The 16,909-nt window shown below is 51.9% G+C and carries 11 protein-coding genes; 2 read left to right on the top strand and 9 right to left on the bottom strand.

The window, feature by feature from the left end; all coding sequences use genetic code 11:
• Positions 1–6 precede the first annotated feature (6 nt).
• The 8 genes from IPG22_12375 to IPG22_12340 all read right to left on the bottom strand — a co-directional run bounded on the left by IPG22_12375 (position 7) and on the right by IPG22_12340 (position 11,565).
• Entirely contained in the window at positions 7–432 is a 426-nt protein-coding gene (locus IPG22_12375) for a hypothetical protein (GenBank protein MBK6589081.1), read from the bottom strand.
• Positions 433–438: 6 nt separating this feature from the next.
• Entirely contained in the window at positions 439–1,818 is a 1,380-nt protein-coding gene (gene hydA, locus IPG22_12370) for a dihydropyrimidinase (protein MBK6589080.1), read from the bottom strand.
• Positions 1,819–1,839: 21 nt separating this feature from the next.
• Positions 1,840–3,468, bottom strand: a complete 1,629-nt coding sequence (locus IPG22_12365; protein ID MBK6589079.1) for an amidohydrolase — start codon at positions 3,466–3,468, stop codon at positions 1,840–1,842.
• A 168-nt stretch (positions 3,469–3,636) separates the two neighbouring features.
• Positions 3,637–5,337: a M28 family peptidase gene (locus IPG22_12360; GenBank protein ID MBK6589078.1), complete on the bottom strand. Its 1,701-nt coding sequence runs from the start codon at positions 5,335–5,337 to the stop codon at positions 3,637–3,639.
• Between the two features lie 181 nt (positions 5,338–5,518).
• Positions 5,519–6,928: an amidohydrolase family protein gene (locus IPG22_12355; protein ID MBK6589077.1), complete on the bottom strand. Its 1,410-nt coding sequence runs from the start codon at positions 6,926–6,928 to the stop codon at positions 5,519–5,521.
• Positions 6,929–7,441: 513 nt separating this feature from the next.
• Positions 7,442–9,097: a M28 family peptidase gene (locus IPG22_12350; GenBank protein ID MBK6589076.1), complete on the bottom strand. Its 1,656-nt coding sequence runs from the start codon at positions 9,095–9,097 to the stop codon at positions 7,442–7,444.
• A 32-nt stretch (positions 9,098–9,129) separates the two neighbouring features.
• On the bottom strand, positions 9,130–10,434 hold the full coding sequence (locus IPG22_12345; GenBank protein MBK6589075.1) for an aspartate aminotransferase family protein: 1,305 nt from the start codon (positions 10,432–10,434) through the stop codon (positions 9,130–9,132).
• A gap of 225 nt (positions 10,435–10,659) precedes the next feature.
• Positions 10,660–11,565 carry a tetratricopeptide repeat protein gene (locus tag IPG22_12340; GenBank protein ID MBK6589074.1) on the bottom strand — a complete coding sequence of 302 codons (906 nt, stop codon included), beginning with the start codon at positions 11,563–11,565 and terminating at the stop codon, positions 10,660–10,662.
• Between the two features lie 337 nt (positions 11,566–11,902).
• On the opposite strand from IPG22_12340, the gene IPG22_12335 reads away from it, so the two are divergent.
• Both IPG22_12335 and IPG22_12330 read left to right on the top strand, forming a co-directional pair.
• Positions 11,903–13,591 carry a bifunctional transaldolase/phosoglucose isomerase gene (locus IPG22_12335; protein MBK6589073.1) on the top strand — a complete coding sequence of 563 codons (1,689 nt, stop codon included), beginning with the start codon at positions 11,903–11,905 and terminating at the stop codon, positions 13,589–13,591.
• A 140-nt stretch (positions 13,592–13,731) separates the two neighbouring features.
• Entirely contained in the window at positions 13,732–14,187 is a 456-nt protein-coding gene (locus IPG22_12330) for a hypothetical protein (protein MBK6589072.1), read from the top strand.
• 65 nt (positions 14,188–14,252) lie between these two features.
• On the opposite strand, the gene IPG22_12325 is transcribed toward IPG22_12330, so the two are convergent.
• Positions 14,253–16,763 carry a glycoside hydrolase gene (locus tag IPG22_12325; GenBank protein MBK6589071.1) on the bottom strand — a complete coding sequence of 837 codons (2,511 nt, stop codon included), beginning with the start codon at positions 16,761–16,763 and terminating at the stop codon, positions 14,253–14,255.
• Positions 16,764–16,909 lie beyond the last annotated feature (146 nt).

The following is a 16,909-nucleotide window of genomic DNA, read 5'->3' as shown; positions in this document are numbered from 1 at the left end:
TAGGGATCATTCCGGAGAATTATTTCTCAGCCAAAGCAATGCCCGCTCGAGGTTGGTGAAGTGTTTTACCCGAATGCCGCGCGATGCTGCAACAGTTTCAAAAAGCTCGGTCAGTTCACCCGGCTCAAAATTATCAAAACACATTGCCATCCAGAGTTTTGGCACCGTCGCTGTTTTTTGTCCGGCATCAATGACCTCAGAGGTTTGAAAAACGCCTTCGGGAGCTTTGCCTTCGACCAAAACGCGGCGGGTTTTGTGTTCAGCGGCCATACGGCCGATCATTTCCCAGAGGGTGTTCCGCTGATTCGTGCTAACCTCGAACCCCTTGCCAAGTTGTACGTGAATATGATCCCCGCGAAATTCGACCGCTACGCCGCCTTCGATTGCGAGAGGTGTAAGCCAGAATGAGACTGGATCATTGTGAGTTGGCATCCGAATTTAGATCGCGGCACATTCGCCGCGTTTTATGAATTGCCCGTCACCGGCTTTGCCTTTGTGCTCACCATTTTCGATCACAACGCGCCCGCGTGACAGAACTGTTTCGACGCTACCTTTGATCTTCCACCCTTCGTAGGACGAATAATCGACGTTCATGTGTTCGTTCTCGACACCGAAGGTCGTTTCGCCGTTTGGATCGAAGATAACGATATCTGCATCGGAACCGACGGCGATCGTTCCCTTTTTCGGGAACATACCGAACATCTTCGCCGCCGCCGTCGAGGTCAGCTCGACAAAACGGTTGAGCGAAATTCTGTTCTCGACCACGCCGCCGTTGTAGATCAGATTCATGCGGTTCTCGACGCCCGGAGCACCGTTCGGGATCTTTGTAAAATCACCTAACCCGAGTTCCTTCTGCTCTTTCATGCAGAACGGGCAATGGTCGGTTGAGATGACTTGCAGGTCGTCCATCTTGAGGCCCTTCCACAGCTCGGCGCAGTTATGCTTCTCACGCAAAGGTGGCGTCATTACGTATTTCGCACCTTCCCAGCCATCGCCGTAATCGTCGATCGAGTGGAAAAGATACTGCGGACAAGTCTCCGCAAACGCCGGAATGCCGCGATCTCTCGCCTGTCTTACCTGATTCAAAGCATCCGTACACGAAAGGTGAACGATGTACACCGGCGACTCGGCCATTTCGGCAATGGCGATCGCACGATGGACTCCCTCGGCCTCGGCGATGGTCGGACGAGTCAATGCGTGATACTTCGGAGCAGTGCGGCCATCGGCCAGAAAGCGTTTGATGATCTCATTGATAACGATGCCGTTCTCGGCGTGCATGCAGATCAGCCCGCCGCGTTGGCCCGCCGCCGACATCGAACGAAAGATCGTCGCGTCGTCCGCCAAAAACACGCCCGGATACGCCATGAACAGCTTGAAAGACGTGATCCCCTCGTCCATCAGCTTGTACATCTCTTTTTCGTCACCATCCTCAAAGTCGGTCGTGATGAGATGAAACCCGTAGTCGATTGCCGTCTTGCCCTCGGCCTTTTTGTGCCACGCATCGACGCCCGCAGTCATCGATTCCCCCTTCGTCTGCACCGCAAAATCAATGATCGTCGTCGTCCCCCCAAACGCCGCCGCCCGCGTCCCGGTAAAAAAATCGTCCGATGAGTGCGTCCCGCCAAACGGCAGCTCCATATGCGTATGCGGATCGATCCCGCCGGGAATAACGAGTTTGCCAGCGGCGTCGATGACAACATCCGCCTCCATATCCAGCCGCTTGCCGATAGTCGTCACAGTCTCGCCGTCAATAAAAATATCCGCGTGATAATCGTCAACAGCGGTGACGACTCGGCCGTTTTTTATTAGTGTTTTCATTGCATTAATCTGTTCCCAGCTCTATTTTAGTAATTTTTCATCGTAAGCTATTTTCCCGCCGATAAAAGTAAGTATACTGTGCGTTTTCGGAAGTTCAGGCACGGGAGCGGTGAAGATATCCTGTGAAAGTACAGATAGATCCGCCAGTTTCCCTCTAATCAAACTCCCTTTGTCTTTCTCGGCAAACTCGGCAAACGCCGCAACCTTTGTATATGCAACCACGGCTTGCTCGCGTGTAATTGCTTCGGTTGGCCTCGAAGGATGAATTGAGGAAAACATAATGTTCAGATATGGGTTCATCGGGCCATCTGAACCAAGTGCGAAATGCATTCCGCCATCAATGAGCGAGCGAGACTGCATGAAATCCATCTTGGGCGAATATCGGCTGTAGAGCATTTCGACAAACGACAAATGAGTGGGATTTTGCACAACGATCACGCCCAGCTTTCTGCCGCGTTCGATCAGATCGCCACTAACTCCGTCCCCGTGTTCGATTCGGACCCGCTTTTGGTTCCAATCAATTTTGATCTTTTCCATTGCATCAAAAACGGACGCGACGCATTGATCTCCGGAACAATGAAAGAGGATCTGTTGATTGAATTTCAGCGATTCCTTGAGCATTTTAGAGATCTCGGCTTCCGGAAAATTCATTTTACCTCTGGAACTAGGCATGTCCATGTAGGGCTGACGTGTAGCCGCACCGCGTTCGAAAGGCGTCCCATCCAAGATCCATTTAATGCCGCTTGTCTTAACTTTTGACTTTGGAAAATTGAGTTTTGACAACATCTGAAATTCAGACAAATCGCGCCTGTTTTCAAAAGTGAGGGCAAACGGAATGGCACGGACCCGAATTGGCAGATCAGCCTTGACCAATAGTTTCGCAAACCGGTCAATACTCAAAGTTGACATAACTTGCATCGAAGTAACGCCAAATCGAACAGCTTCGTCCGACATCTTTTTCAGTTCTGCGATGGCAATTTCATCCGAAACTTGCTCGGCCAAGACCCTTGCTGGTCGCCACTGAGCATATTCCCAAGATCTGCCATTAATTTTCTGCGAATTTGAAACCCGTTCAAAATATCCGCCCAGCACGTCGGGAGCGTCATCGGCAATTTTCAAAAGCGGCATAGCTTTTGAATTGACGATATCTCCGTGTCCGTAAAAAGCACCTAGTAAGATCGGATTGTCAGGCGAAATTTGGTCAAGAGCAAAACGGTCAGCCGTCTTTTCAGACAAAACCTTGTAACCGATAGTACCGAAGATCCATTTTCCCTTCGGCGCAGTTTTGACCGCCCTTTTTATGGCCTCGACAGTTTCCGCCCAAGTTGGCTCCATACTGTCAAATGTTAATTGAATGCCCTCAGGAAAAGGCGTGAAATGAAAATGCGCATCGTTGATCCCGGGAATGACAGTTTTGCCCTGCAGATCGATCAAACGAGTTTTGTTATCGGCGAGTCGTTTGATCTCATCATTTGATCCGACGGCCAGGATCCTTTCGCCGCGAATCGCAAGGGCTTCGACGGTCAATTGATTAGATTCAGCAGTAAATATTTTCCCATTAAACAAGATCAGTTCGGGCGAACCGCCCTGTGCGAATGCAAAAAGACCTGTCAGAAGTACAAGTGAGAGTGTCACAAAGATTTTCTTCATACTATTTCCTCAAATGGGCGTGATAATGGCGAACAGCCCGCTGGAAATCACGAACTAGCTCGCGGCGCCGGTAACATCATCCACCGACATATCAAGCCGCTTGCCGATAGTCGTCCACAGCAGTAACGACCGGGACATCTTTGATAAGTGTCGCTGGACAAACGGTGTCTATTTCTTCGCCCGTTCAATCAATGCCTTGAATTCACTTCCCGCCTTCCACTCGGGTCGTTTCGCTGCCTGGGCAATTTTGTATCCGGCGATCAGCAGCCATTGAGCATCTTCGGCTGCTCCGGAGAGGTCCCAGTCCGGCCCGATCTCATCCGACACCTTATGGTAATCCTTATCGGCGTACCCGTTCCATTTGTTCCCGCCAAAGTCTGCAGGCCGGCCTGTGTATTCGAAACCGCCAAATGCAAAAAACGCCGGAACACCGCCTCGCGCAAATTCGACGTTGTCCGAGCCAAAATACAGGCCGTTGTTATCCATCGACTCTTTGGGAAATGTTCGCCCCTGCAATTGAGCGGCCGCCTCGAAATACTCATCCAGCGTCGTGTACCCATAGCCGCTGCTGTTCACGTCCTTTGTCCGGCCCCAGACGTTGCCGCCGTCAAGATTGATATCAGCGATCGTTTTTGAGAGCGGATAGAGCGGATTCTGTACGTAATATCGTGAGCCGAGCCAGCCTTTTTCCTCAGCGGTGGTGGCAATGAACAGGATCGAGCGTTTCGGGGCCCGCGGGAGTCTGGCTAAGCCGCGAGCTATCGCCAGCATTTCTGCAGTGCCTATGGCATTGTCGATCGCACCGTTGTATATCTGATCGCCTTTTAGGTTCTTGTCCATGCCAAGATGATCCCAATGGGCCGTGTAGACCAGATATTCATCCTTCAGTCTTGGGTCCGAACCCTCGATCCGTGCAACGACGTTCTGGCTCTTTACCCGTCGAAGCTTACTGATCACGGAGATGTTAGCTCTGGCATTGGTCGAAACGGGTTTGAAGTCCTTTGTCTGGGCGGAACTTTGTAATGCGTCGAGGTCCTGGCCGGCAGCCGCAAACAACCGCCGGGCCGCACTGATCGTTACAAGCCCTGTCACCGCCAAAGCCTTATTCGCCGGCCCTCTCGGCTCTAAGGCGAACCCTCCGAGCAAGGCAAATGTCTTAAAGATCGAGTAATTAGGCGACTTTTCCGGATCAGTGATGAAAAGTACGGCTGCGGCTCCCTTCTCGGCAGCTAGCTCTTTCTTGTACTCCATGGTGGAGTAGAACGTTCTCAGATCACCCTTGAAAAAAGTGCTGTCCATTTTTGTGGGATCGTTCTTATCCTGGATCGACGGCTCGCCGCCAAGAAAAATAACAAGCTTATTCCGAACGTCAATCCCTTTGTAATCATCCCAGCCATATTCAGGGGCAACAATGCCGTATCCGCCAAATACAACCTCTGCGTCATTGATGGACACTTGTGGCTGCAGACGTGGAAACTCGTGAACAAAATCGTCCGGAAAGTTTAACGACGCCTTAATGCCCTTGGCGTCCAGTTCGATCCGCGGCTGCGTGCGATATCCGACAAGCGGCACGTTTTGGACGTAAGTCCCATCAGGATTTCCCGGCTTCAGACCGGCTCTTTTGAATTCGCTGACGAGATGATCGACGGTTAGCGCCTCGCCCGCTGTTCCAACGTTTCGGCCTTCGAATCTATCCGACGCGAGCACCTTAATGCTGTCAAAGATCCGGTCAGCACGAATGCTCTCCAGAGCAGGTTTGAGAGTGGTCAAAATGTCGCTTGAAACGCCTGATTCCTGACTCCTGACAGGCAAAATGCCAACGAGCAGCGAAACCAGAAGAACGACGACACGAGTTCGATTAGGGATCATAAACCTCCGCAATTTAATGCAACACCATCCTGTATCGACGTCAACATCCGTCAACATATCGAGCGTTTTACCGATAGTCCTGACGGTCTAACCATCAATGAAAATATCTGCGTGATTGTCGTCAACAGCGGTGACGACACGTCCGTTTTTTATTAGAGTTTTCACATCTTCTAGCGGTGGTTCAGTTATTCGTCGCCGAGGCCTCGACCGTTTTTAGCATTTTGTCGAGGTCGGCTCTATCCAACAGCTTTCCGTTAACCATGACGGCAGCGATCTTTCGTGTGTTTCTTATGTCCGAAAGTGGATCTGCGTCGAGCAGGATGATATCCGCAATTTTTCCCTTTTCGGTCGAGCCATTAGATCGCGTCAATCCAAGATATCTGGCTGGAACGATCGTCGCACTTTGCAACGCTTGGATCGGGGTCAGGCCAGCCCTGACAAACAATTCTAATTCGGAGTGCAATGCAAAACCCGGAACGACGTAAGGGTTATTATTGTCAGTTCCCGTCATGATCGGAACGCCCGCACGATACATTGTTCCGATCATATCGAGAAGCCAATTATATCGCTCCTTACGGGTTTTGAGATCATGATCTCTGTCGAGCTGCGGCGACTCGGACCATTCTTTCATCATACTCTTTGGCACGTATTTGAAGCTCGGATCATCAAGAAAGCCGGGCTCATCATAAAGAGCCATACCGCGGTGAAGTATCGCAGTCGGAACATGATAAGTACCATTTTTCGCGAAGCGTTTATAAAGCTCAAGACATTTCTTATCATCAAACGTCGCGACCATTTCCTCATAGACGGCTGGTGTCCATTCTTTGTTGCGTAACTCGACTTCCTTGCTTGTACATGTCTCGAGAATGCCGGTCAGATGTTCGATGCTTTTCTGTCCGGCATTGGAAACTTCCGCCGCACTCACCAGAAACGGGACGTGCCCGGCAAATGGAATGCCTAGCTTTTTCGATTCGTCAGCTATCGCGAAATAAGTCTCCGGCGTCAGGTTCCAATAGACCTTAATAAGTCCCGCCCCGGCAGCCTTCAGCGAACGAACGGCAGCTCGGGCTTCAGCAGCGTTTTTGACTCCCATCAAATTCGGCAAAAAAGTCGGAACACCGTCAACAATACTGCTGCTGACGAAGAGGCGGGGGCCTATCAGTTTCCCGGCTTCGATCTGCTTCTGCCATTGCTTTGCGAGCTTTATGTCGTCCGGGTCGCTGAACATATCGCGCGCCGCCGTAACGCCATTAGCAATTAAAAGCGGAAAATATACCTCATGGTTGTCCGTGCCGACCCGTGAGATGTTGTTGAACATATGCACATGCATATCCCACAACCCCGGGATCAGAAACTTGCCGGTCGCATCGACGATCTTCGAGCCTTTGGGGATCTTTGTGGTCCGGCTCTTGCCGACCGTAATTATTCGGTTTCCCGAAACTACGACCGTCATTTCCGTCTTTGACGGCCCGCCGTTTACATCGATCAGTGTTCCGTTCTTGAAAACGGTCGTATGCTTTTCCTTACTGGATTGCGCAAAAGTCGCAACCGGCATCGACGTCAATAGAAGTACCAAAATAAAATTCCGCATACTTTTCATTTATCTTTTTCAAGGAAGGGCCCCGGCAGCACCGCCGTTTCGTCCGACACAGCCCGTTTCTCAAAGCCGCACTTCGAACATGTAGTTTGTCCGTCGGCAACAAGAAGATCACATTCCGGGCAGTTCTTCATAAGCGATAGCCAAAGAGCAAAATAACCCAATTCCCTGAGCGGGAGATACACAATAGATCAATTTTGTTGGATAAATTTGACACTTATGATATCTTGAACGCATTAATTTGCGAAACAGGCATTTTCCCGATCATTCATAGAGCAATCATTTTTCATAATCGCTTTAAGTAAGGAGAATGCCGAAGATGAAAGGAACGTCTGCTTTAACTGTCGCAGTTTGCATTATCTGTTTTTTCATAGGATATCTGACTTATCTCGGGGCGACTCTTCTGGTCGATTTCATGATAGGCCGGATGGCACCGTGTGAAACCAGGATCGAAGCCTGTTCGCCGCCGGAATCGGGGCCAAGAAGCAACTGATCCCAGCTCACTGGTTATTTGCGCCGCTTGAATTCGCTGCCTAATTTCCACACCGGCCGTTCTGCGGCCTGGGCGACGTTAAATCCGGCGATCAACAGCCATTTTGCATCCTCTGCGGCCCCGGAAAGGTCCCAATCGAGCTTAACCTCATCCGATACCTGGTGATAGCGTTCTTGGGAATACGCCTCCCACTTCTTGTCGCCCCAGTCCTTAGGTCTCCCGATGTATTCCGAGCCGCTGAAGGGAAAGCACGCGGGGATTCCGACCTTCGCAAACTCGATCTGGTCCGACCCGAAGTACAGTCCGCCGTTGTCGATAGCCTCTTTTATGAATTTCCTGCCCTGGATCCGAGCAGCTTCGGCCAGGAACTCGTCTAGCGTTGAGAGGCCATAACCTGTTGTAATGAGATCTGCGGTCACACCCCAAACATTTCCGCCATCGAGGTTTATATTTGCGACCGTTTTCGCGACCGGGAACAAAGGGTGTTGAGCGTAATATCGCGAACCGAGAAAGCCCTTTTCTTCAGCCGTCACGGCGATAAGGAGAATCGACCGTTTCGGTTTACTTGCCAGTCTGGCAAATCCTCTTGCCACCTCCAATAACTGGGCGGTACCGACAGCATTGTCCTGGGCACCGTTATAGATCTGGTCGCCTTTCAGGTTCGTATCTTTCCCTAAATGATCCCAGTGGGCTGAGTAGATCACATATTCATTTTTTAGTTTCGGGTCAGAACCTTCGACCCGTGCGACGACATTATGGCTAATTACGGTTCTGATCTTACTTTTGACCGAGATATCAGCTTTCGCCTTTATCTGAACAAATGCTCGATCTGGACGTGACGCTGCCGTTTGTAGCTTGTCTAGATCTTGGCCCGCGAGTGCAAAGAGGCGGCGAGCAGCTCCGATCGTTATCAATCCCGAGATCAGCGGAGCGGAATTAATATTCGCCGGCTTCAGCCCAAAGCCTTCCATTTTTGCAAAAGTTTGAAAAAGAGAGTAGGTTTTCGACGCATCCGGATCGTAGACAACGAGCACGCCCGCAGCTCCTCTTTTTCCTGCAAGGTCGTATTTAGCTTCCCGGGTCGAGTAATACGTCCGCGTGTCGCCCTTAAAAAAGGCTGAGTCGGATTTCTTCGGATCGTTCCTGTCTGGCTGTGACGGTTCTCCGCTCAAAACGATGACCAGTTTGTTTCGAACATCAACGCCTTTGTAATCGTCCCACCCAAATTCCGGGGCAACTATCCCATACCCCGCAAATACCACGCCCGTATTTCTAACCAAAGCCGACCGTCGCAGCGAGGGAAAATCGTGCACAAACTCATCAAGGAACTTGAGCGACATCGTCTGCCCGCCGGCCTCGATCTCGATCTCAGGTGTCGTCTGAGATCCGATCAAAGGGACCTTCTGGACAAACGTACCGTCTGGATTTCCCGGCCTGACGCCGGAGCGTTTGAACTGGTCGACAAGATAATTAACCGTAAGCGTTTCACCGCGGGTTCCGGGCCCGCGGCCTTCAAATTCGTCGGAAGCGAGTTTTTTAATGTGCTCTAAAATCGTGTCCGCCCGAATCGCATCGAGAGCCGGCTGCAGCAGCTTAAGCTGTGTTTGATCAGCCGCGGTTTGCTGACCATGCGTATTGAGGCACGCCGACAAGATTGCGGCAACCAACATTAGCGTTTTAAGCCGTAGTATCATCGAAATACCTAACAAAGAGCAAGCCCCACATCCAAAGCCTCAACCAGGCGATCGACCGTTTCCGTCGTCGTATTTAACATCATGCCCGTTCGAATGACATTCCCGTAAAGTCCACCCTTGCCAATAAGAACGCCCTGGCGTTTGGTTTCTTCGAAGACCCTTAACACGGCTTCGGGATACGGCTCTTTGGTTTGACGGTCCTTGACAAGCTCGATCCCGAGCATCAGTCCCATTCCACGAACATCACCGATGACTTTGTGCTTTTCCTTTAGTTCGAGCATCCGGTTCATAAGGTAATCGCCGACCACACGGGCGTTGGTCCGGAGATCGTCTTCCTCGATAACTTTGATAACGGCGAGGCCGACAGCCGACGAAACCGGATTGCCGCCAAAGGTCGAAAATGTAAGGCCAGGAAACGCGTCCGCAACCTCCGGCGTCGCGATCGTCCAGCCGATCGGCACACCGTTGCCCATACCTTTTGCCGAAGTGATGATGTCCGGCTCGACGCCCCAATGCTCGATGCCGAACCACTTATCGCCCGTGCGGCCCCACGCCGCCTGCACTTCGTCTGATATGAATAGCCCGCCGTGGCTGCGTGCGATCTCGGCAACACGCGAGAAATATTCCTGCGGCGGGATGATAAATCCGCCGACGCCGAGGATCGTTTCGGCCATAAATGCCGCAATATTCCCGGTAGTGGTCGTGTTGATGATGTCCTCGACATCATCCGCGCACGCCACGCCGCATGACGGATATTCGAGCTTGAACGGGCAGCGGTAACAATAGGGCGCCGCGGCGTGAACGATCCCCGGCACCTGAGCCGCCACCGGCCGCCACGTCTTATGCCCGACCGAAGCCAAGGCCGTCGCCGACCGCCCGGCATAACTATGTCTAAGTACAATGATCTCGCTATTACCCGTCGCGAGCTTCGCAGCCAGGATCGCCGTATCATCAGCCTCGGTTCCGCTGTTCGAAAAGAACGATTTTTTTAAGTTGCCCGGCGTGATCTCGGCTAATTTCTCCGCGAGATCGCTCTGCGGCTGGTTAGCGTAGAGGGTCGAGGTGTGCGCTATCCGATCAACCTGGTCTTTCCACGCCTGATTTACTCGTGGATTCGCGTGGCCTATGCTGACCGTGAGTACGCCGCCAAAGCAATCCAAATACCGGTTGCCCTGATCATCCCAAACGTATTCGCCCTCGCCTTTTACCAGGGCGATCGGCTCCTGATAATAATTGGCAACAGCAGGAAACAGGAACTCTTTATGTTTACGAACGGCATCGGAGACCGTCGATCTCTGTTCTTGTGGATTCATAAGTTTAACTCTCTAACGAGGTGTTTTTATCATCGCGAACATCCCGGCCGCTTAACGCTCGCTGGGCGAATTTTTTAAGAAGCCGACAAACAGTCGTATATTAGTATCAAAACCGACTCTCAACAATGTTCGGCTGCCCTTGGACAACACATGGCTGAGTTTTCAGAGCGGGTATTTCTCTTTTCCGTGGCTAATGTCGCATTGGAAAACACCGCTGAGGACAAACTACTTAGCCCGAATCAGTTCCGCCTCCGCCGCTATAAAGCCAAAACTAGCCCATTGATTCCCTGCCGTGATCTTGCGAAAAATATTCATTGCCCGTACCTTGTCGCCGTTGTAGAGATACCAATTTCCGAGGCCGTAGCCGAGCGAGGCGTTTCCGAGCGTTTCGGCTTTTTCGCCCAGCGATTCTAACAGCATTTCTGGCTTCACTTCGTTGCGATAGAGCCGAAGAAGTTTGAGATAATCGTCGTTCTCTATAACCTCAAAATCTCCGTTGACCGGCTCGAGCAGGCGTCCGGCGTCCACCGGTTTTTGGCTGCGCCAATAGGCCATGTAGAGCCAGTGCGACATTGCGGCGAGCATATCGTTATTTTTCGAGACCTTCATTCCTTCCTTGTAAGCCTCGATCGCTTTTTTGAAATCGCCGTTAAGATAATACGCGAGCCCGAGGTGGTACCAGATGTTGGATTGCAGCGTGCTGGTCGGCGTGTTTTGGGCGTTTGGCATGCCGTCGGGCTCAACCTCATCGGGTTTGCCTTTGATGAGTTTTGCGGCTTTCTCGAAGTCACGAATGGCATCGTCAAAGCACCGCAGCGTTATATATCGGTGTCCGCGATGCCGGTAAAACCTGGCATCGTTAGGAAATTTTGGCAAGCTGATCGTCAGAGCATCGATGGCGTCTTTGTACCGGCCTAAATAACCCTTTCGGCGCGCGTACCAGATGATGTTATCGGCAGTCGGATCCGCCACCGCGTTTCGGGCGGCGATCTCGAGGTCTTGCGACATTTTCAGCTCAGCCTCTTTCGAAAGCTGCGGCCTGACCTCTTTGGCATTTTCGGAACATGTCTGCCCAAGACCGGTGGCCGCTGAAAGGCTCAGGAAAAGGAGGATCGATGCGGCGAATTTCATAACGCGATATTACATCACAACGGCGGTGACGGATACCCATCGTTTCAATTTTTGGGGCGCATTTTTCGTGCTGATCAGGTTGTCGGTTAAATTTGCATAAAAAGTGTGAATCGATTCACATTTTACAGAATATGCCCATTTTTCCGACTTGTTTTTAGCACAACAGCCGTGTTGGTCAAATGTGAATCCCCACTGTCGGGCCTAAAATGCCTAGATAGGTAGAGTAAAGTGCGAGATTGGTCAAACGTTTTCTCACCGAAATTCCTCCACCAAAAAAATGCGTCCGGCGCCGGCGATCCGGGTTGACACTTACCGCCGATTCTAACAAGATGTTGCCATGCTAAATCACATAAAGTTTCTCCTCCCAGAGGCTCTCGCCGCCGAAGTTGATGCGGCCGCAAATAGCTGGACCGCCGAAGACAAGATCGCCCGAATTTGGGCAAAAGACGCGACTGTATGGAGCAGCGATGACGAAGCAAAATGGCTCGGCTGGCTCACGATCGTTGGCGAAGAACTCGCCGCCACGCAGAAATATGCCGACCTGAAAAAGGACATCGAGGCAACCGGATTTTCGGACATCCTGCTGATGGGAATGGGAGGATCATCGCTGTGCCCTGAGGTTCTGGCGATGACCTTTGGCAAGGCGAATTTTCACATTCTCGACTCTACCGTGCCTGCACAGGTCAAAACGGTCGAGGATAAACTCGATCTCGCAAAAACATTGTTCATCGTCGCCAGCAAATCAGGTTCGACGCTTGAGCCGAACTGCTTCAAACAGTATTTCTTCGAACGAGTTTCTGAGAAGGTCGGAGCGGAAAATGCGGGAAAGCAATTCATCGCGATCACTGATCCCGGCTCAAAGATGGAACGGATAGCTAAAGACGATGGCTTTCGACACATTTTCTACGGCAAACCCGAGATCGGTGGGCGATTTTCGGCATTGTCTGCATTTGGAATGACGGCCGCGGCTTCGATGGGGCTTGATGTTGAATCCTTCTTGACAAGTTCCGCGAAGATGGTCGAAGCCTGCAAAACTGCCGATCCAAGCTCAAACCCAGGTGCGATCCTCGGCCTCATCCTTGGCATTTGCCACGCTCACGGCCGCGATAAGCTGACTATTTTCACCACACCCGAGATACACGATGTCGGAGCGTGGCTCGAACAGCTCGTTGCTGAATCGACAGGTAAAAATGGTGTTGCGATCATCCCGGTCGATCGCGAGAGCGTAATCGATGTTGGGTCATACGGCGACGACCGCGTTTTTGCGTTCCTGACCGTGACGGGAAATGACAGCCTTGACGAGCAATACTCTGCCTTGACTAACGCCGGGCATCCGGCGGTGCGGATCGAGCTGAATTCGATCGACGATCTCGGTCAGGAATTTTTCCGTTGGGAATTCGCGACCGCTGTCGCCGGTGCAGTCATGCAGATCAACCCATTCAACCAGCCTGACGTCGAATCCGCCAAGATCGAAGCCCGCAAGATCACTGACGAATACGAAAAAACCGGCTCGCTGCCGCCCGAAGAGCCGTTCTTTTCAGCCAATGGCATCGCACTGTTTTCGAGCGAAGAACACGTTGCAACACTCAACTCGACTGTTGATTTTCCATCGATCGAAAACTATCTGAACGCCCATATCGGCCAGATCGTCGCGAACGACTATTTCGCCCTGCTCGGCTACGTCGAAATGAATGCCGAAAACAAAAAGCTCCTCGCCGCGATCCGCAAAACCGTCCTCGAACGCACCCACGCCGCGACCTGCCTCGGCTTCGGCCCACGTTTTCTACACTCCACCGGACAAGCCTACAAAGGCGGCGGCAACAACGGCGTAGTTCTCCAGATCACATCCGACGACGCGTCAGACCTGCCCATTCCGGGACAGAAATATACCTTCGGAGTCGTCAAAGCCGCTCAAGCACGCGGCGATTTTCAGGTCTTGCTCGATCGCGGGCGACGAGCGTTGCGGGTGCATTTGGGTGACGATGTGGCAAGAGGCTTGAATGTACTCCTCAGTGCATTGAGTTAAGGGTTCCCATCTTTTCAGCTTGGCGGCTTGGCGGCTTGGCGGCTTGGCGGCTTGGCGGGAGACTTTCCCCGCAAAGTCGCAAAGTAAGCAAAGACTGCAAAGGCAGATTTGATGATCGTTCTTATTTCATGAAATTAAGAATGTCGAAAATCCAGATTTTCCTTGCCATCACACTCTTCGCCATCGGCGGCTACGCACAAGCCATTAAGATCAGCTCGATCCAGGCACGGCTTTTCTACGAGAATACTGGTGCCTTTTCAGAGAATGTGTTGACTGACAAAGGGTTCGACCTTTGGAACACGCCGTTCGACTGGGCCTTTTCGACTTTTGTGACCGTCGAGGTCGATGGCGTGCCGAAGTATTTGGAGAAGCCACGCCTGATCGAGTTGACGGCGAAATACATCCCGTTCGACACAGGCAATCGTTCAATAACCCTCAAACAAACCGAAAAGATCCGCAACGGGTCAGAGACCGGCAAGGCTTACACTGGTTTTTGGATAAAGAACGTTGGCTGCGAACCCGTATTTCTAACCGCTCGAATTTCGGGGCAGAAGCGAGTTATTAGAAATAAGATCAATTTTGGTTGCGGTGAATAGGAGCGAGTAATCCGAAAATCTCACGGAAACCCAGTCGCTATCGCTCCCGGTTCTAACCAGCAGTGCTACTGCACCCGCAGCAAATGCGTCTGTATCTGCTGTTGATTGATGCTTGTGTTCAATACACCCGACGTCACAGTTGCCGGGGCGATCGTGGTTTCGATGTGGGTTGTGCGGTCGGCGGAGGTTATTGGCTGAGAAAGCGATAGTTGGTAGTTTGCGGGTGAATTGCTTTGGTTCCAGACGCGGGCGACAATGCCGCGTGAGATGCCGTCTTCGGCGGGTTTGAGGCTCCAGAGCAGGACGTTTGGGTTTGTGATATTCAGGAACGAGAAACTGTTTGCGGGGTACGCACGGTTTTGCGTTCCGGTGCCTTCGATCATGCCGGCGACGAGCGGGTTTTGGTGTTCGAGCGAGAATTTCATCGCTGCCGTCTGATCAAACGCTCCGTGCGTCGAAAGGGCAAACCTTTGGAGAAAATATGAATCGCCGCCCTGATCCGGAATACCCAGGAACGCGTAATTGGTTTGTCCGCCGGCAAGAACATTGATCTGCGGCCTGGTCGTGTCCAGCGAATTGATCGCGCTGTCTCCATACCTCATGAAATAGTTATCCCAATTAGAGATGGTCACGCCGAAATTATTTGCAGCTCCGTCGCTGATATCAGCGAAATGGTTCATCGTGAGCCAATCGTATCGCGCGTTTCGCGGGGAATAGTGGCCGCCGTTCGCGAGCAGTTTGGCGCGGATGACAGCCCCGACCTCTTCATGCCACATATCGGGCGAATTGATGTCGAACGAATAATTCCAGGTCTTCACATCACTAAAATTCTCGGTGATCTCGTTGCTGATATCGACCCGGTTGATGCCTCGAAAGAGAGTGACCCGCGTGATGTGCTTAACCGGGCTTTCCGAGGTCGCAATCAGGGTGGTGCTCACAGGCCCAGAGCTTTCGACTTGTACGATCCCACTGCGGTCGCCGCCGAGGTCATTGATGACCTTCCCTTCGATCTCCCGAACGGTCTCTCTGTTACCTCGAACCTTGTCGATAAAGCTTGTGATGGCACCATCGGGTGCGAGAGTGATCCTGTAAAATTCGTTCTCGGCCGTCGCACCATTAACGGTCGCGGCTGGCGGATTGCCGACATCCATTCCCGCCCGGATCTCAAATACCTTATAGCCGGCAGACGGAATATCTGTCGCGAGAATTCTTAGAACCGTATTCGCTCCCTGCCTTATGACCTGTGACGGCACGTCGAGGCCGGTCGAGACATCAACGGCCCTCGCCTTTCTCGTGAACGGCCCGAGCGGCACGTCCGCAAGATCAGTCCGTGTCCAGCTCGACGGATTGAATACATAAAACCGCTGGCCTGTACCGCTTCGCGATATGCGGCGGCCGAGTTCATAACGGGCGTCTTTGTAGAGATCCTCAACGTATGAGGTAATGTTCTTTTCGACCGAGCGGCTCCAGTTCGCCCGTGTTTCCCGCGAGATCACCGGGCTGTCAGCGGTCCAGTCGTGCTCGAAGTAAAGCCCGAAATTCAGCATTGCCTCATCGCGAGCTGCCGTTCGCGATGTCATGAATGCCGGATCGTCAAGCGACACCAGAGTTGCCATCGCCTCAGCACTGCGAAGCTTTTCGGCAGCGCGTTTTACCCTAGCAGATACCTCAGCCATTGAGGCGACTAGAATGTCCCAATCATTCCCGAACGCAGCGGCGTATGTTTCAAGCCCGGTGCCGTGATTAGTCTCAAAATCACGAAAGAAATCTTCCTGATTTGAAACGATGATCCGACGATTGGGATTAGAATTTTGCTGGGCAACAGTGACAAATTCATCACTTGTGTATTGCAAATAATCCCAACCCCTGCCAAACGCACCGATGACCGGATATGGATATTTATTGCGAAATGTCGTGTTATTTTCGGCAAACAGGATCGATTGCATCGGGTCAAATGCTTCGGCATAACCGCCGAACATCTGGTTGTCGGTCAGCACCGACTGCCACTTCATCAACACTTTGCTGCCGTCGCGCCCGCCGGAGTAATAGATCTCACGGTCGCGGTTGTTCAGGCCCGGAACGTCGGAGGCACAATTGCACACGCCTTTCCAACTGTATTTCGCTCCCGAACCTGCCCATAACGACGTGAGCCCGAGCGGCATCGTCTGATTTTCCATAGCCATCGCCATCGGAAATTTCACATTGTGCCGGCGTTCTATCATGCCCGGGTAATACATTCCGCGTAGAACCGTCTCAGCCGGTGCTCCTCCCTGAACAAGGACTAGTGGATTCAGAGCCACACTCATGTGCCCGTCGCGGATCCGCGACAGGAACCGTTCGAACTGCTGAGGGGTGCGATTCTTTTCGTATTCCCACATCCACAGGCTGCCATCACAGTTCCAACGCATCTGCGTGTCTGACGGATTATTCTGTGTCGCATCCATTTTGTTGAGGTAATAATCGGACATCGTCAGGAACACCTGGCGATACGTAACATCATCCGCAACCCAGAAATAATCCGTGTGATCGTCAGGCGCGATATAAAAACGCTTTTGAGCCTGGATGGTCTGGAGCATTGCAAACAACCCAAGCAAAAATAACGAGAATCTCAATAGCTGTGATGAACGGACAATTACCATACGTGCCGGCGATGGGCGTTTAAACCCGTTGTAATAAAAGCGAATTAGCCAGTGAGTTCCAGCGGTATGTGCCTGAAAGCTCA

The sequence above is a fragment of the Acidobacteriota bacterium genome (assembly GCA_016703965.1).
Classification (GTDB): Bacteria; Acidobacteriota; Blastocatellia; order Pyrinomonadales; family Pyrinomonadaceae; genus OLB17.
This window is presented reverse-complemented; position numbering and strand designations above follow the sequence as displayed.